Source organism: Pseudochrobactrum sp. sp1633 (assembly GCF_030376605.1).
GTDB lineage: Bacteria > Pseudomonadota > Alphaproteobacteria > Rhizobiales > Rhizobiaceae > Pseudochrobactrum.
Map to the genome: position 1 here is coordinate 1 of NZ_JARRAE010000005.1, position 17,700 is coordinate 17,700.

Here is a 17,700-nt window from a genome sequence, read left to right on the forward strand (position 1 = left end):
TATCTCCGGTTACGTTCGTTACGACGCTAAAGGCGGCGACGATGTATATTCCGGCCGTGATCGCGACACATGGGCGAAGAACGCACGTTTCACACTGCGTACACACACAGCTTCGGAAACCGAACTCGGTACTCTGAAGACCTTCACAGAAAACCGTTTTGAATTCGGCGACGGCGATTTCAAACAGGACAAACTGAAGTATGCTTACATCGAACTGGGCGGTCTGCGCATCGGTAAAGATGAATCAGCATTCCACACCTTCACAGGTTACCTCGGCGACGTGATCAACGATGACGTTGTAAACCCAGGTGCATATGACACAACTCTGATCAGCTACACATTCACTGGCGGTAACGGCTTCTCGGCTATTATCTCTGCTGAACAGGGCGAACGCGTTGATGCATTCACAGACATCAATGGCAACGTTTATGACGGCGTTATCGATGACTACATGCCACACGTTGTTGGTGGTCTGAAGTTCGAACAGGCTTGGGGTTCGATCGCTGGTGTTGCAGCTTACGACTCTGAAATCGAAGAGTGGGCTGGTAAAGTTCGCCTCGATGTAAACGTAACTGATGCCTTCTCCGTATGGGTACAGGGCGGTTACGCTTCTTATGAAGAAGCTGTTGGCATGTACGGTGCATGGGGCGGCGATTGGGCTGTCTGGGGTGGCGCGAAGTTCAAAGCAACTGACAAAGCGACCATCAACCTGCAGGCTGCTTACGAAGATTGGGGCAAAACCGCTGTTACAGCTAACGTAGCTTACCAGCTGGTTCCAGGCTTCACAATCACTCCAGAAGTGTCCTACACTTCATGGAAGAGCGATCATCCAGCTCGTCTGGCCGGTGGCGAAAAAGACGCTTTCGGTGGTATGATCCGCTTCCAGCGTTCTTTCTAAGTTTTATACTTAGAACAGACCGTAAGGTTACAGAAACCCGGCAGCTCACGCTGCCGGGTTTTCTGTTTTGCGCTTATAACGGGCTTAAAATCGCAAAGTGCGGTTTTTCAATCGGGCTGTTATCCCCACGCTTTATAAAGCACGGCATTTTGCAGTCCGGTGCTATCTGCTATATTTCACAGCACACATATTCTCTGCCCTGCTTTAGAACAGGAAAAATCATAATCGGGAATGTGCAGTACAGGCAGCCCTGCCAGACAACGCTCAAAAGGAGAATTATATGGATTTTTTACTCTGGATCGCCCTGATCGGTGTAATCGTATTTCTCCTTGGTCTGTTTTACAGCAAGTTTAACTCTGCAAAAGCGAAGCAACCTGCTGCCCGCACAATCTCTCCGGCAATTTCACCTGAAACGACAACTGGATCCCAAAACAAAGTTACTGAGCACAAAAGTTCCCCTGCTCCTGAACCTGCAAAAGCTGTTGAACTTGTAAAAACCACTCACACAGATATTCAGAAGCCAGTTCCGGCGAAAAACATCGTGCCTGCACAAAAAACCATACCGGATGCAGAACCAGTCGGCCCCGCACAGAGCAACATCAAAGCTGCATTTATGTCGAAACCGGCGCAGGAAATTGCTCCTGCTGTAAAAACTGCAGAGACAACAGATACGGATGCTGTTGCAGTACCAGCACCTGCAAAAGAACCCGAGCGCCTGAAGAAGCCCCGCAATGATCAGGCGGACGACCTGACAAAAATCTCTGGTATAGGCAAATCTATTCAGGCGAAGTTATATGATGCCGGCATTTTCCATTATGATCAGCTGGCCAATCTCAACACAGATCAAACGGTCTGGCTGAACCGTATCATTGGATTTGCAGGTCGCGCAGAGCGCGAAAACTGGGCAGGCCAAGCTAAGAAGCTTGCGAATAAGGTCAGCGCACCTGCTGCTGAAACCACAAAGCGCACAGCTAAAACCTCAGCAAAATCAGCGGTAAAAACCAAGGCCAAAGCAAAGCCGGGCACAGCGAAGAAACCAACCGCAGCAGGTTAATGCTGAAACATCTGCCTTAAAATCATTCACTATCGTTAAAAGCCACTTCACTTACAAATGAAAACACCCGCCTCATGATAATGAAGCGGGTGTTTTTAATTATTGGAGTTTACACAGCGATAAATCGCTCTGGTTTCCTTAGTCTGTTACAACAATTCGCATAGCTGAGTGTCACCACTTAAATATGCGACTGCTCAAGACCGTTAGGAATTACCCTTCAGGCGAGCATTGCAGAGGCTGTAATAACCGCCGCCCTTCTGGATCCAGCGCAGACCATTGAGCGAGTTAGCGCTTTTGTTGGCATAATACTGATCAAGACAGGTTTTCATGCGCTGCTTGCCTTCAGTCTCAGTGGCATATTTGCCGGAAACTGCGGACGGAAATTTAACGCCGCTTGGTGCAGCTACAGTCGGAGCAGCCGGTTCTTTTGTCGAAACGGATGTTACCATTTCAGGGTCAGCACCCGGACCGCACTCGGCTTTACGGAATGCATTCCATTTCAGGCCTGTAGCAAGACCTGTTTCCTGCGCTGCTTTATACTTGGCCGAGCATTGCTGCATGGTCAGACCTTTAGCGGCATCTGCTGTATCAGCAGCAGGTGCTTGCTTTGCAGGTTTTGCTGCTGTCGCAGGCTTTGCCGGTGCAGCCGGTGCTGCGGCAGGAGCAGCAGAAGTATCTGTACCGCACTGCGCTTTACGGAAATCATTCCATTTCATGGTTCCGAGCGTGCCGGCATCTTTAGCAGCCTGATATTTCGTGCTGCATTCTGCCATAGTCAGCGCACTTGCCGGTGAAGACAGCACAAAGACGGCCATTCCTGCCAGCAATGCAGCGCCGCTGAGGCGGCTGAGAGTTTGAATTTTCATCTCTGTTCTCCTGAGTAAGTTTTAAAACACTGTGCCTAAAGCGTTTTTCTGTCAATATCGTATAATATTCCGAACACAAATCCTTTTCACAAATTCTGAAAGGAGTTGACGCGCTGTGAGACAAGATTGCGATTTTTTATATTATAGATCCTAAACATAGCATTTTTATAATAATCCGGGATGCAGATAATTGCTGAAGGCATACGCTCTGCAACAGTAAAACCGCGCTGAATGACAGTTTAAATTTTATTTATACAGCGTATCAGCCTCTTCATTGCAGACTTCGCGGTGATATCAGTCTTGGGTATTCGCGCAATTTTTGAAATGCATGAACCGGCAATCTGCACATAAATCGCTACTGCCGCACGAAAAATAACAATTTTCTCACCGCTGATTTTACCCTGTTTTTCGGATAAATACAGAACTGACAGACATCAATGAAGGTTCTGTCACTTTTCAGTTTGCTTTTTAACAATATCCTGTCCGACGTTTAAAACCACGCCGCAGCAGTATGTTGCAGGGTCTTTTTCATGGCTGATGTCACGACTCCAGATGCAATTCCTGCCCTTTCTCCCGTTGTGACGGCAGAAAGACACCGCTTTTATGAAGATGTGGTCGCGATGTTTATCGGTACCAGCTTTGTGAGTCTCGGACTGACGCTCTACGCGCAGGCCAAACTGATGACCGGCAGCACTGCCGGTGTGGCACTGCTTTTGCACTATGCAACCAACTGGCAGTTTGCTCTTACATTTTTTCTGATTAATCTGCCGTTTTACTATCTGGCGATCAAACGGATGGGCTGGCGTTTCACCATCCGCACCTTTGTTGCCGTGGCGCTGATGTCAATCTTTACCCGCCTGTTCCCGATGTGGGTAGACTTCTCCAACCTGCAACCGGTTTTTGCTGCCTTTATGGGTGGCACGCTGATGGGTATGGGCGTGCTGGCGCTGTTCCGGCATCGTGCCGGTGTTGGCGGGATCAATATTCTCGCGCTCTATTTACAGGATAATTATAATATCCGCGCCGGATGGTTTCAGCTTGGGCTTGATTTCGTCTTGATGGCTATCTCGCTGATTTACCTGTCCCCGCAACAGGTTGCCATTTCTCTGATCGGCGCTGTGGTCATGAATATTATTATTGCCATCAATCACAAGCCCGGCCGATATCTGGCCACGAGCTAATAGTGCCCGTCTCCCGCAAGAAACCGGGTGGCGCGATTAATGACGCGCCATCCATTCGCGTGCCTCACGCAAGGCACGTACCAGTTCCGACTTGCTCATCATTTCTGATAATTGACTGCGCATCGGCAGAGCACGGTCATCACCACGAATAGCTGCAATATTGAACCATTTATAGGCTTCGATACGATCTGCTACACAATCACGCCCTGCATAATACATCATGCCGGTTTCAAACAGCATTTCGGCCTGCATGGCATTGATACTATTTTCTGACTTCGCGCTGAAACGTGCAAACATTGTTGTTATCCTGTCCTGTTAAACTGCGGTCCGCTTAAAGCCGGAAAAGCCGTGCAGATCTCTGCTGTTGTTGGGATCAGAATGCCGCAAAGAGCTAAAATGGCAGTTAAATACCATCCTTAACGGCAGCTCAACAAAGTCCGAACAATCGGTAAATATCAGAATTCATTAAGAATAACTCTGCCGGTTTTGCGGGTTTTTGGCAAAAAACACGCGTTTTCACGCATGGCAAATTTAAACGCAATGCTAACCAAAGATCACATCTGACTATTTATAAGCACAGCATATTGATGCTGGTCACCCTCAAAATCAGCTCTTTTCAAGCGGCATTCTTTGGATTACGTTTACGTGAGCGTAAAACATATGCACTTCACATATTACGCATTTCTGGGAGGAACCGATGAAGAAGACCCTGTTCGCAATTATGGCACTGACACTGTCCGCAGCCCCTGCTCTGACAGCCGAGCCGATTATCGGCACATGGAAGCGTACGTCAGGCACAATCATTGAATATAAAAACTGCGGTGGCGATGATTATTGCGGCACAGTGCTCAACGGTGAGTTTAAAGGCAAATCCATCGGCAAGATGACCGGCAAAGACAGCAGCTACAAAGGCACGGTCAACAAGCTTGATGAAGGCAAGACCTATTCAGGAAAAGCCAGTGTCAGCGACAACACATTATCACTTGCCGGTTGCGTTGCGGGCGGCCTGATCTGCAAAACAGAAAAACTGACACGCCAATAATATATCGGAAGACATCATGTGAAAGCGCTGCGTAACTGTGCGATACGCAGCGCTTTCATTAAATTATTCAGCGGGCTTTCTGGTTGAACAACACGCTCTGAGCGGCTTTATCCGTTGCCAGATTGCTCTTTTCACGCTCTGCTTTTCCCAATTCCATACCGCGTTGTACAGCCGGACGGGCAGATACCGCTTCATACCAGCGTTTCAGATTCGGGAAATCTTCCAGCTTCTGGTCATAGTTTTTATAAGCACTGATCCAGCCCACACAGGCCATATCCGCAATAGAGTAATCACCGGCAATGTAATCACGGCCTTCGAGCTGACGGTTCAGCACACCATAAAGCCGGTTCACTTCATTGGTATAACGGTTGATGCCATATTCGATTTTTTCCGGTGCATAGACACGGAAATGACCCGCCTGACCGGACATTGGCCCCAGACCACCCATCTGCCACATCAGCCATTCATCAACGGCTACACGCTTACGCTCATCTGCCGGATAGTATTTGCCGAATTTGCGCCCCAGATATTGAAGGATAGCGCCCGATTCAAACACGGAGATCGGCTGTCCGTCCGGCCCTTCCGGATCAATAATCGCAGGCATGCGGTTATTCGGTGCGATTTTAAGGAATGACGGTTCGAACTGATCACCCTTGCCGATATTGATATACTTCACTTCATAGGGAATGCCGAGTTCTTCAAGCATGATGCTGATCTTCCAGCCATTGGGTGTTGGCCAGTAATAAAGTTCAATCGGCTTGGTCTGGGTTTTAAGCTCGGCACTCATAGGGATCAGCTCCTGATTTATGAAATCGGTAAGTGCAGTCGGTGTGACTGCGCGGAACCAATAATATAGTCACGACTACATATTAAGCAATCCATAAATCCAAATTTCGTTTCGTGTTCAAAAATATAAGCTTAACGCAATTTCAGAAGTTTGAACGCCTGATGAACGCCCGCCTCAGCAAGAGTTCAGGCCTCTGCGTCTAACTTGTGAAGCAACAGGTTATTCCAGACAACACATGCGGGGCACGGAAATGTTGTATCACCGGTTTACCATTATCAGCTTGTTTCTGCTTGGAGCCAGTCTTCTCAGCATCGCTTTGCTGGATGACGGCCATCTGAACCGCACTTCTCAACCATCATTATACGGGGAACATCTAACGTCTCACGCCCTGCTGCAACCCGATACTTCCCGCCTCATTCAGGCCGCCTCAAAACAATCAGCGCCAAAAGGGGAGAATGTACGATGAACCCCGCCAGCAAATTAAACCACGTAAAGGATGCGCTGTTTCTGACAATGCGCATCGGCGTTTTCAGCTTGTTCTTTGTGGCTCCCATTGCAGGATTTGCCGGTATTGCCGCCAATACCGGCGGAAAAGTCACCGCAACCGGACTTGTTCTTTTTGTTAGTCTCCAGAAATAAACACCGGTGATCCACACAGTGAAAGCAAGTTTACGCCCTTAAAGCTTGCCATATAAACTGTAAGAATTCCGGCTTATAGTAACGCATGAGCAAAAGAATCAATCCCCTTACCGGCAAGTCTGTTTCAGATGTTATTTCTGCTGGCATTGCCACACCGGAGCCGATTGCTCCTCAATCATTTACTGATGCCCGCGCTGCGGTAGACGCATTGCGTGCACTCTATGATCGCAACACTGCGTTCTTACGCGATGCATTCCATAAGGTTGCCAAGGGTGAGGTTGCACCGCAACGCTTCCGCGCTTTTTATCCGGAGCTGCGTTTTTCAACAGCCAGTTTTGCCCATGTGGATACGCGTCTTGCCTATGGCCATGTGAGCCTGCCCGGTGATTACGCAACCACGCTGACACGCCCTGATCTGTTCGACAGTTATCTGATGGAACAAATCCGCCTGCTGATTAAAAACCACGGCGTTCCGGTGACTATTCAGGAATCCACAACACCAATCCCGCTGCATTTTGCCTTTCTGGAAGGCACCTATGTTGAAGCATCGGTTTCAGATGCCTTCAAACTTCCGTTGCGCGATATGTTTGATGTACCGGATCTCGGCAATACGGATGACAGCATCGTTAATGGTGATTCCGAATTCCAGACCCTTGAGGTCATGCCGCTGGCGCCTTTTACCGGCCAGCGAGTTGATTATTCATTGCAGCGCCTGTCGCATTACACCGCTACCAGCCCGACACATTTTCAGAACTATGTGCTTTTTACCAACTATCAGTTCTATATGGATGAATTCTGCGCCTATGCCCGCAAACTGATGGCAGAAGGCGGCGGCGGTTTCACAAAATTTGTAGAGCCCGGCAATCTGATTACCTTTGCCGGAAACAGCACCCCGTCACAGGGAGCCGAGCCTGCCCGTTTACCGCAAATGCCTGCCTATCATCTGGCAAAACCGGATGGTTCCGGCATTACTATGGTCAATATCGGTGTCGGCCCATCCAATGCCAAAACCATTACCGACCATATTGCCGTGCTGCGCCCGCATGCATGGCTGATGCTCGGCCACTGCGCAGGCTTGCGCAACAGCCAGCAGCTTGGTGATTATGTGCTTGCCCATGCCTATGTGCGAGAAGACCATGTTCTCGATGATGATCTGCCTATCTGGGTACCTATTCCGGCACTTGCCGAAATTCAGGTTGCTCTTGAAGATGCGGTCGAGGAAATCACGGGCCTTGAAGGCTACGAGCTGAAGCGTATCATGCGCACCGGTACTGTTGCCACGATCGACAACCGCAACTGGGAGTTACGCGACCAGCGCGGCCCCGTGCAAAGGCTGTCTCAATCCCGCGCTGTAGCGCTGGATATGGAATCGGCCACGATTGCTGCCAATGGTTTCCGCTTCCGCGTGCCTTACGGCACTTTGCTTTGCGTCTCAGACAAGCCATTGCATGGCGAGTTGAAATTGCCAGGCATGGCAACCGATTTCTACAAGAAGCAGGTTGCGCAGCATTTGCAGATCGGCATCCGCGCAATGGAAAAAATTGCCGCCATGCCTGCAGACCGGTTGCACTCACGAAAACTGCGCAGCTTTTTTGAAACAGCTTTTCAGTAAAAGCCTGCCTGCGAACGAAGAAACAGAGCTTTAAAAAGCTCTGTTTTTTTATGCAGCCTTGATAAAGCTGCTTTTTCCGGCCATCGTGCTGCACACTTTTGCTTCTCTTGCTCAACGGTCTCCATGTCCAGCAAAACGCCATCACCTTCCGTCAAACGGCCTTCTCCTCTGCTCTTTGCCTTGCTGATTGTTTTAGTCCTGCTATCCGTTCCGCTGGTGCTGGGCTTTTTCGGTCGTGTTCATCCGGCACTAGACAGTTTTGCGCATTTTCGTGCGCATATTGCAGCGCTTATGGCTATCGGCGGAATTATTCTGCTTTTCACCAGCCTGCGTCGTGAAGCGGCAATGGTAACGCTGCTCGGCCTCAGCGCCTTCTCAACCACTGTAAACTGGTCTGGTGAGGCAAAACCCGCAGTAGCGGAAACCGATGCGGTCACCTACCGGCTGATGCAGATTAATCTTTTACAGAATAACGCCGATCCTAAAGCCTTGCTGCAAGCCGTTGCGCGCAACAAGCCTGATATCATTACCTATCAGGAAGGGTCTGAGCAGTGGCAGCCTTGGCTCAAGACATTGGAAGGCAGCTATCCTTACCGCCACCAATGCGGTTCTCTGCCGAAAAAATGGGGCGTTGGCATTCTGTCACGTCGTCCTTTCGCCGATTTTGGCACACCTGTCTGCACTGGTGACGGTGTTCTGGCGACAGCACTCGTTAACTTAAGCGGCACCAATGTGCTGGTTTCGTCGCTGCATCAGTCTTGGCCGTGGCCTTTTAAACAAGTGCAGCAATTTGAGATGCTGCGCCCTGCATTGGAGCCGATGGCCAATCCTCATGGTATTCCGGTAATCATTGCCGGTGATTTCAATGCTGCGCCGTGGAGCACCAATCTGCGCCAGTACGAAATGCTCACCGAAACCAAGCGCATTGCCGGTGCAGGCCCAACATGGCTGACCACCCGCCTGCCGGACGCATTGCGCCCGTGGATCGGGTTGCCGATTGACCATATTCTCATCAATGAAACAGTAACGATGCGCAGTATCCGCACCGGTGAACCTATCGGGTCGGATCATCAGCCTTTATTGCTGGAATTTTCAGTTCCGGCTTCTGCATCCGAGCCTGTGGAAGACAGCCCACAGCCTGCTCCGAACGCAGTCAGCATCTGACACTGATTTCTTAATAAAAAACGGCGCCCCGAAAGGCGCCGTTTTTTATTAATATTACATATTTGCGTAAACCGGTCCCTCTCCACCTTGCGGAGTGACCCAGTTGATATTCTGGTTCGGGTCTTTGATATCGCAGGTTTTGCAATGCACGCAGTTCTGCGCATTGATGACGTAAGTTTCCTTGCCGTCCTTCTCAACCCACTCATAAACACCCGCAGGGCAATAGCGTGTTGAAGGCCCGCCAAACACATCATGTTCAGATTTCAGCTGCAGTTCCAGATTTTTAACCTGCAAGTGAACCGGCTGATCTTCCTCATGATTGGTGCTCGACAGGAAGACCGATGACAAGCGATCAAAACTCACCACACCATCCGGCTTCGGATAGCTGATTGGCTTATGTTTAGCTGCCGGTTCAAGCGAAGCCGCATCGGTTTTGCCATGTTTGAGCGTTCCGAAGAAGGAGAAACCGAACAACTGGTTTGTCCACATATCCAGACCACCCAGTGCCACACCAATAATGGTGCCGAATTTCGACCACAGCGGCTTCACATTGCGAACGCGCTTCAGGTCTTTGCCGATAGCGCTGTCGCGCCATTCGTTTTCAATGCCAATCACTTCATCATTGGTACGACCGGCAGCAATCGCTTCCGCAACCTTATCCGCAGCCAGAATGCCTGACAGCACCGCATTATGCGAGCCTTTGATACGCGGTACGTTAACGAAACCGGCTGCACAACCGATCAGAGCGCCGCCCGGGAAGGTCAGCTTCGGCACAGACTGCCAGCCACCTTCGGTAATCGCACGCGCACCATAAGAAATGCGCTTGGCACCTTCAAAGGTCGGTCGGATCGTCGGATGTGTCTTGTAACGCTGGAACTCTTCAAACGGCGACAAATACGGATTCTTGTAGTTGAGATGCACCACAAATCCGACAGCCACCAGATTATCTTCCAGATGATACAGGAATGAGCCGCCACCCGTTTTCAAATCCAGCGGCCAACCGAAAGAGTGCTGCACCAGACCCGGCTTGCTCTTCGACGGATCAATCTGCCAGAGTTCTTTCAGGCCGATACCAAATTTGGCCGGTTCACGGCCTTCATCCAGCTTGTATTTTGCAATGACCTGCTTGGAGAGCGAGCCGCGTGCACCTTCTGCAAACAACACATATTTGCCATGCAGTTCCATGCCGCGGGTGTAATTCGGACCCGGCTCGCCATTGCGCTCAACGCCCATATCACCGGTCGCAACACCTGTAACTGCACCAGCCTCATTATAAAGCACTTCCGCGGCAGCAAAGCCCGGATAGATTTCCACGCCGAGATTTTCCGCATGGGTCGCGAGCCAACGCGCCACATTGCCCAGCGACACAATATAGTTGCCGTGATTATTCATCAGCGGTGGCATTGCGAAGTTTGGCAGTCTTACAGAACCCGCAGGCCCCAGCACCAAAAACTGGTCATCTGTCACCTGTGTTTTGAAAGGATGATCGCTCTCTTCGCGCCAATTTGGCAGCAGCTTGTCGATACCAACAGGATCAACAACAGCGCCGGACAGAATATGCGCACCGACCTCACCGCCCTTTTCCAGAACGACGACAGAAAGCTCAGGATTAACCTGTTTCAAGCGGATCGCAGCAGCAAGACCGGCAGGACCGGCGCCGACGATCACAACGTCGAACTCCATACTTTCGCGTGGTTCAGGGAGTTCGTTTGCGTCGCTCATTTATTCCTCCATAGCATCGGGCGTAGGATCGGGTTCCCGTTATTATAATCTGGAGCGTGTCACGTTTATTATATTCATCGCGCCCGCCCTGTTTTTAGTCCGTCACATTATCGTGGCCATCAATGGACTTTGAAATGCTTTACTCACCCTGATACAGGGTTGTAACACAGTTCAAATGCGTCCTATTGTCCAAAATCGCCGCAGATCATGACGTTTGTTCACTAACAGATCACAATAATATTGACGTTTACGTCAATGTAAATGGTTTTTATACAAGCGTTCCCGAAAGCCCTTGCCAAAGCCCTGACAATTTGCGACCTCAGAGCTGTAAACAAGCCTTAAACCGGAAAAATCGTGTGTCAGACACTGCAATAACAGCCAATTGGGAAGATCTGATTCGCTTTTATGCGGAGGCCGGAGTTGATTGCGCGCTCAGTGATGAGCCTGTTGACCGGTTTACTGAGGCTGCAACACAACCAAATCGCACTGCTCTGCCTGACAACCGTGCGCGCAATAATACGCCGATACAGGCCGGTTCTGCGCAACCAGCACCGCGTAAAGAGAATACGCCGTCTGCTCTTCAGCCGCAAAAACAACAAGCTGCCAGCAATATTGCCGCGCAAGCCACTATTGCACCGGAAGTCCTGCTGCAAGAAGCCCGTAAACTTGCGGCCAGCGCCACCGACCTGACTGCATTGCAGCAGGCTATGACAGGTTTTGATGGCTGCCGCCTGAAATTTACTGCCAAGAATATTTGCTTTGCTGACGGCTCTGCCGGTGCTGCTCTGATGGTTATCGGCGATGCCCCGGGGCGTGATGATGATCTGGAGGGCGTTCCTTTTTCAGGGCCTGCCGGACAAATGCTCAACCGCATTCTCGCAGCAATCAATCTCACGCGCGAACAGGCTTATCTTGCCAATACACTCCCTTGGCGGCCACCTGGCAATCGCCCTGCAACTCCGCTGGAGCTTGATTTATGCCGTCCGTTTCTTGACCGGCAGATTGAACTGGTTGCACCAAAAGTGATTGTAGCGCTGGGCGATCCTGCGGCAAAGGCACTGACCGGCTCCCGTGAGCCGATCTATAAGTTGCGTGGTAACTGGCACAGCCTCACCACAGCAAACGGGCAATCCGTTGCCATTATGCCAAGCTTGCATCCCGACTATTTGTTACGCACGCCTGCCCAAAAGCGCTTTGCGTGGGAGGACTGGCTGATGGTCAAAATGCGACTGGAAAATACAGCAGGCTGAGCACCAGCCAGCCATGCTTAATTGCGACACGAACTATCCGCAAAGAAGAATTTCATCACAGGCAGAAAATGGCAGTATCCCTGTGATGGATTTTGCAATAAAGCGTCGCTGATTAAACTCATCTTATGAATGAGAAGCCGTTTAAACTCTATATCCGGACAAGTCTATGCCAGCTCAGTTGTTGCCGATTACAGCGCTTCTTTTCAGCACGCTGCTGATGCTTATGGCCGGTGGTCTGGCAGGGCTGTTACTGCCTATCCGTGCCGGTATGGAGGGATGGTCAACAATCACAATCGGCTGGATGGGAACATTCTATTCCCTCGCCTTTACCATCGGTTGTCTGGTGGTGCCTATTTTTGTGCGCAATGTCGGTCACGTTCGGGTTTTTACCGTTCTGCTGACCATTCTCGGCATGTCGCTTTTGCTGCATTCCCTCATCATCGACCCGATTGCATGGATGGCATTTCGCGGTCTGGCAGGTTTCTCGCTGGCAGGCGGCTATATGGTGGTGGAAAGCTGGCTGAACGAACGCGTCAACAATGACAGTCGCGGCATGATTTTCTCCGTCTATATGATCACCACCATGATCGGCACCATGTCTGGTCAGTATATTCTGCCGTTTGGTGATCCTTCCACGCAGACGCTGTTTATTATCTGCACCCTGATCTACAGTTTTGCTTTGATCCCGACCGCCCTGTCGCGCGCGGAATCCCCTAAGCCGCTGACACAGGTCTCGCTTGATATTAAAGGGCTTTACAGACGCTCGCCTGCTGCCGTTGTCGGTTCGCTTATCTCCGGCATTATTGCAGGCTCATGGAATATTCTTGCCCCGATTTACGGCCAAATGAACGGACTTCATAATTTAAGCATCGCAACCATGCTGGTAACAGCCATGATCGGCGGAGCGATTTTTCAATATCCGCTGGGGCGCGTCTCGGACTTTGTCGATCGTCGTTACATTATGGTGCTGAGCGGTATCATCGGCGTTATCCTGTCTCTGGTTTTAGCGCAATTTTCTCCGGCCGATGGTTTCAGCGGTTATATGGTCATTTTCCTTATGGGCGCAGTGCTGTTTCCGATTTACAGCCTCAATGTTGCTCATGCCAATGATTATGCGGAAGCCAATGAATTCGTTAAAATCTCCGGTGGCCTGCTGATCGTTTACGGCGTGGGCAATATGATCGGCCCGCAGATTGCAGCACGCATGATAGAGAGTTTCGGCAAATCCGGCATGCCACTCACATTAATCATCTGTTTTGCTGCCTACGGCCTGCACGCCCTGTGGCGCATCAGCCTGCGTGAACGCCCTGCCATCAGCGATCAGAAAACCGAGTTCAAATATCAGGCGACCAAGAACATCAACACACCTGAAAGTTATCAGATGGATCCGCGCAGCGATGTACCGGAGGACGATACTCCTCCAGAAGATACGCCAACAGAAAACATGAAGGACTGAGGTTCTCAGTGCCTTCTCAGTTTTCTGCCGGATAATTTATGCTCACGGAAAATAATAAAAATGCCCGCAGCAATCACAATGACGCTGCCGATCAGCATTTGCATTGTCGGCACATCGCCGAAAACCACGTAGCCGATACCAAGCCCCAGCAACATTGACGTATACTCAAACGGAGCAATGGTCGACATTTCCGCATGGCGGTAGCACTCGGTCAGAAAAATTTGCGCGATACCACCGGCAAATCCGGCGGCAACCAAAAGTGCCAGCTGCCACATCTGCGGCACAACCCAGCCAAAGGGGATTGTAAACAGCGCAATAATCGTCGAGGTCAGAGAAAAATAGATCACAATTGTTGCTGTGCGCTCATGCTTGACCAACTTGCGCACCAACATCATCGCCACAGCCGATGACAGCGCAGCAATCAGCGCGAACACGGCCCCTACAGCTTCACCGTGACTAAAATTACCGCTGGAAAACAGGCTGAGTCGCGGCCAGACAATAATCACCACGCCGACAAAGCCGATCAGCACCGCGCTCCAGCGATAGGCGCGCACCTGCTCTTTGAGGAACAAAGCACTCAGCACAACAATCATCAGCGGCGATGCATAGTTGATGGCGATACTTTCAGGCAAAGGCAGCAGCGTCAGCGCATAGAAGCCGCAGAGCATCGACATAACCCCGACCAGTCCGCGCCAGAAATGGCCGAAAATATCTGAGGTGACCATCGCGCCCTTCAATTGATGCGTATAGGCCAGATAGATAACAACCGGAAAAATCGCGAAGAAAGAACGGAAGAAAACCAGTTCTCCTGCCGGTATACCTTCAGCAGATTTCAGCAGTGTCGACATCAGCACGAAAATGAAAACAGATGTCACTTTGCAGGCGATACCAAGCAACGGTCTTGGTTCAGCAGCAACGGCGGGTGTATCTGCCAAAGGCAGATGGCGCTCAGGGGCATTCACAATGAAAATTCCTCAACTGCCGTCGAATACGATACGGCAGACTCCCTCTTATTTTATGCAATTAGCATAGCTGGTTGCAGGTCGTTTTCCAGTCCTATTTCATAGATTTCCGCTAAATTTCAAAAACTTTACTGCACAGAAACCGCGCTATAATTGTGATGGCGAAACGGACATTTCATATTATCATTTTAAGCGATCAGCGGAATTTATTGTCACAGACAGTTTCACCTGACCGCGAAATGTTTTAGCTTCATCTCCATATGTTTTCAGTCAGTTCAGGAGCAGTTATGCGTACCGATACAGGTCATGTCTTTCGCCTCGAAGATTACCGTCCGTCAGACTATCTGATACGCAAAACAGAACTGGATTTTCAGCTTGATCCGGAAAAGACAATAGTCACCGCCCGCCTCACAATAGAGCGGCGCGAAGGTGCTTCACCGTCGGTGCCATTGGTGCTGGATGGCGATGAGCTGAAACTGGTGAGTCTCAACATCAACGGAGCAACTGTTACGGATTATGTGGCGACACCTGAGCTACTCACCATCCGTTCACTGCCGCAAGACACGGTCTTCGTGCTTGATATTGTTACGGAAGTTAACCCGACAACGAACCGGCAGCTGATGGGGCTGTACCGTTCAAGCAATATCTATACGACCCAATGTGAGGCCGAGGGTTTTCGCCGTATCACCTATTTTCTTGACCGGCCGGATGTTCTCTCCGTTTACACCGTCCGCCTTGAGGTCGACAAACTTTCTGCACCGATCCTGCTTTCCAACGGTAATCTTCAAGACAGCGGTGATCTTGAGAATGGCCGCCATTATGCTCTGTGGCATGACCCGCATCCCAAGCCATCTTATCTCTTTGCGCTGGTCGCCGGTGATCTCGGCTCGATCAGTGACCGGTTCACCACACGCTCGGGCAGAGAGGTCGCGCTGAATATCTATGTCGAACATGGCAATGAGGCTCGCGCAACCTATGCGATGGATGCACTGAAACGCTCGATGCTCTGGGATGAAGAGGTCTATGGCCGCGAATATGATCTCGACATATTCAACATCGTTGCCGTGTCAGACTTCAATATGGGGGCGATGGAAAATAAAGGCCTGAACATCTTTAATGATAAATATGTTCTTGCCGATCCGCAGACCGCTACCGATACGGATTATGCCGGTATTGAAGCGGTCATTGCCCATGAATATTTCCACAACTGGACCGGCAACCGCATTACCTGCCGCGATTGGTTTCAGCTTTGCCTGAAAGAAGGCCTGACCGTTTATCGTGACCATGAGTTTTCCAGCGACATGCGCTCCCGTGCCGTGCATCGCATTGATGAGGTGAAAATTCTTAAAGCACAGCAATTTCCGGAAGACGGCGGCCCGCTTGCGCATCCTGTACGCCCGAAAGAATATCGCGAGATCAATAATTTCTACACGGCAACAGTCTATGAAAAAGGCAGCGAAGTCATTCGTATGCTGCGCACGATTATCGGCGACGAGAAGTTCTACAAAGGGCTGGATCTCTATTTCACCCGCCATGACGGCGATGCTGCAACGATTGAAGATTTTCTCAAAGTGTTTGAAGACGTGACAGAGCAATCTCTGGCACAATTTGCATTGTGGTATGATCAGGCGGGCACGCCACGCATCACTGTCAGTTCTGACTATGATGCAAAAAGCCGGAGCCTGCGGCTGACGCTGGAGCAGAAGCTGGAACCAACGCCCGGCCAAAGCCACAAGCAGCCAATGCATATTCCGCTCAAATTCGCACTGATCGGTGCAGATGGTCAGGATATCATCATCAGCGCTCATGATGGCGCCGGATTACAAGGTGATGTGCTACACCTGCGCGAAGCTTCGCAAAGCTGGACATTCTACAATATTGACGAAAAGCCTGTTCTGTCTCTGCTACGGGATTTTTCTGCTCCGGTGTACCTTGATCAGAAACTGAGCCGCGAGGAGCAGTTGTTTCTTGCACGTCATGACAGTGATGCCTTTGGCCGCTGGCAGGCGATCCATCATCTGATGAGCACGGCCATCATGGCCAATGTTGAAAATCTGCGCAAACAAACACAAACAAAGTTTGATCCGGCTCTCGCAGAACTGCTGGCCGAGGTTGTGCAGGATGAGACATTGGATCATGCCTTCCGTGCTTTGTGCCTCAGCCTGCCGGATGAAGCAGATATTGCGCGCGAACTCGGCGATGATATTGACCCTGACCTTATCCGCAGCAGCAGAGAAGCCTTGCTTGCGGCCATTGCGAAACACAATGCGCCGCTTTTCGCAAAATCCTATGATGCCCAGCAGGATGATGGTGCTTTCTCACCCGATGCAGCAAGTGCCGGTAAGCGCGCACTGAAAGCTGTGCTCCTGACTTACCTCGCCGTTTCTGATGAAGCTCCGGCACAGGTCTACGCTCAGTTCAGCCAGGCCGATAATATGACGGACAAACTCGCAGCACTGACCTTGCTGGTGCACCGCTTCTATGGTCATGACAATGCGACGCAAGCTTTGGCACAGTTTGAAAAAGACTACGGCAATGTACCGCTGGCAATGGACAAGTGGTTTGGTGTGCAGGCACGCCGCCCTGCTCCGGACACACTGGAAGCTGTGCAAAAACTGATGCTGCATCCGCTCTTCTCGCTCGACAATCCGAACCGCTGCCGCGCCTTGCTCGGCACTTTTGCAGCAAGCAATCCAACGGGCTTCAACCGGCAGGATGGCCGTACCTATGCATTTTTCACCAGTCTGATCCTGCAGATTGACCGTGAAAACCCGCAACTGGCCGCGCGCCTGCTGACCAGCCTGCGTTCATGGAAAACACTGGAACCGGTGCGACGGGAGCATCTTAAAACGGCATTGGAGACAATCGCGCAGGCAGAGAACCTCTCCGCAGATGTGCGTGACATTACGGAACGCATGCTGGCCTGATAAATGAGCTCCGCTTGCATGCTCTAAAAAGAACATATTTTTCCCTGATAAATTAATCAGAGACAGACATGATTTTGAATCAAATCAGAATCATGTCTGCCGATCTTAAATCTTATTCTTTTAAAAACTGATCGAATCAC

The 17,700-nt window shown here is 50.5% G+C and carries 15 protein-coding genes; 10 read left to right on the forward strand and 5 right to left on the reverse strand.

The annotated features are described in order from the left end of the window. Both P8H26_RS06995 and P8H26_RS07000 read left to right on the forward strand, forming a co-directional pair. On the forward strand, positions 1-898 hold an 898-nt coding region (locus P8H26_RS06995; RefSeq protein WP_289632226.1), incomplete at its 5' end, for a porin. Between the two features lie 280 nt (positions 899-1,178). After that, positions 1,179-1,952 (forward strand): hypothetical protein, encoded by a 774-nt coding sequence (locus P8H26_RS07000; RefSeq protein WP_289632227.1) that lies wholly within the window; start codon positions 1,179-1,181, stop codon positions 1,950-1,952. 203 nt (positions 1,953-2,155) lie between these two features. On the opposite strand, the gene P8H26_RS07005 is transcribed toward P8H26_RS07000, so the two are convergent. After that, the gene (locus P8H26_RS07005; RefSeq protein ID WP_289632228.1) at positions 2,156-2,818 is read right to left on the reverse strand and encodes an antifreeze protein; all 663 of its coding nucleotides are present in this window, start codon (positions 2,816-2,818) and stop codon (positions 2,156-2,158) included. A 530-nt stretch (positions 2,819-3,348) separates the two neighbouring features. Between P8H26_RS07005 and P8H26_RS07010 the strand changes: the two genes are divergently transcribed. After that, positions 3,349-3,999 (forward strand): YitT family protein, encoded by a 651-nt coding sequence (locus tag P8H26_RS07010; RefSeq protein ID WP_289632229.1) that lies wholly within the window; start codon positions 3,349-3,351, stop codon positions 3,997-3,999. Positions 4,000-4,035: 36 nt separating this feature from the next. On the opposite strand, the gene P8H26_RS07015 is transcribed toward P8H26_RS07010, so the two are convergent. Then, entirely contained in the window at positions 4,036-4,296 is a 261-nt protein-coding gene (locus tag P8H26_RS07015) for a sel1 repeat family protein (RefSeq protein WP_289632230.1), read from the reverse strand. 400 nt (positions 4,297-4,696) lie between these two features. Between P8H26_RS07015 and P8H26_RS07020 the strand changes: the two genes are divergently transcribed. Next, a complete protein-coding gene (locus P8H26_RS07020; protein ID WP_289632231.1) occupies positions 4,697-5,041 on the forward strand; it encodes a DUF2147 domain-containing protein in 345 nt (114 codons plus the stop codon). A gap of 67 nt (positions 5,042-5,108) precedes the next feature. Here the strand turns inward: P8H26_RS07020 and P8H26_RS07025 are convergent, their stop codons facing one another. Continuing rightward, positions 5,109-5,828: a glutathione S-transferase N-terminal domain-containing protein gene (locus tag P8H26_RS07025; protein ID WP_289632232.1), complete on the reverse strand. Its 720-nt coding sequence runs from the start codon at positions 5,826-5,828 to the stop codon at positions 5,109-5,111. A gap of 462 nt (positions 5,829-6,290) precedes the next feature. On the opposite strand from P8H26_RS07025, the gene P8H26_RS07030 reads away from it, so the two are divergent. The 3 genes from P8H26_RS07030 to P8H26_RS07040 all read left to right on the forward strand — a co-directional run bounded on the left by P8H26_RS07030 (position 6,291) and on the right by P8H26_RS07040 (position 9,243). Beyond that, positions 6,291-6,467, forward strand: a complete 177-nt coding sequence (locus P8H26_RS07030; protein WP_289632233.1) for a hypothetical protein — start codon at positions 6,291-6,293, stop codon at positions 6,465-6,467. 85 nt (positions 6,468-6,552) lie between these two features. Next, positions 6,553-8,079, forward strand: a complete 1,527-nt coding sequence (locus P8H26_RS07035; RefSeq protein WP_289632234.1) for an AMP nucleosidase — start codon at positions 6,553-6,555, stop codon at positions 8,077-8,079. A gap of 123 nt (positions 8,080-8,202) precedes the next feature. Continuing rightward, a complete protein-coding gene (locus P8H26_RS07040) occupies positions 8,203-9,243 on the forward strand; it encodes an endonuclease/exonuclease/phosphatase family protein (protein ID WP_289632235.1) in 1,041 nt (346 codons plus the stop codon). A 54-nt stretch (positions 9,244-9,297) separates the two neighbouring features. On the opposite strand, the gene P8H26_RS07045 is transcribed toward P8H26_RS07040, so the two are convergent. Beyond that, positions 9,298-10,965, reverse strand: a complete 1,668-nt coding sequence (locus P8H26_RS07045) for an electron transfer flavoprotein-ubiquinone oxidoreductase (protein ID WP_289632236.1) — start codon at positions 10,963-10,965, stop codon at positions 9,298-9,300. A 356-nt stretch (positions 10,966-11,321) separates the two neighbouring features. Here P8H26_RS07045 and P8H26_RS07050 point away from each other — a divergent pair, with 356 nt between their 5' ends. Next, positions 11,322-12,215: a uracil-DNA glycosylase gene (locus P8H26_RS07050; RefSeq protein ID WP_289632237.1), complete on the forward strand. Its 894-nt coding sequence runs from the start codon at positions 11,322-11,324 to the stop codon at positions 12,213-12,215. A gap of 166 nt (positions 12,216-12,381) precedes the next feature. Continuing rightward, entirely contained in the window at positions 12,382-13,671 is a 1,290-nt protein-coding gene (locus P8H26_RS07055) for an MFS transporter (protein ID WP_289632238.1), read from the forward strand. 5 nt (positions 13,672-13,676) lie between these two features. Here the strand turns inward: P8H26_RS07055 and P8H26_RS07060 are convergent, their stop codons facing one another. Beyond that, complete coding sequence (locus P8H26_RS07060; protein ID WP_374708248.1) at positions 13,677-14,633, reverse strand: DMT family transporter; 957 nt, start codon at positions 14,631-14,633, stop codon at positions 13,677-13,679. Between the two features lie 287 nt (positions 14,634-14,920). On the opposite strand from P8H26_RS07060, the gene pepN reads away from it, so the two are divergent. Then, a complete protein-coding gene (pepN, locus tag P8H26_RS07065; RefSeq protein WP_289632239.1) occupies positions 14,921-17,560 on the forward strand; it encodes an aminopeptidase N in 2,640 nt (879 codons plus the stop codon). Positions 17,561-17,700 lie beyond the last annotated feature (140 nt).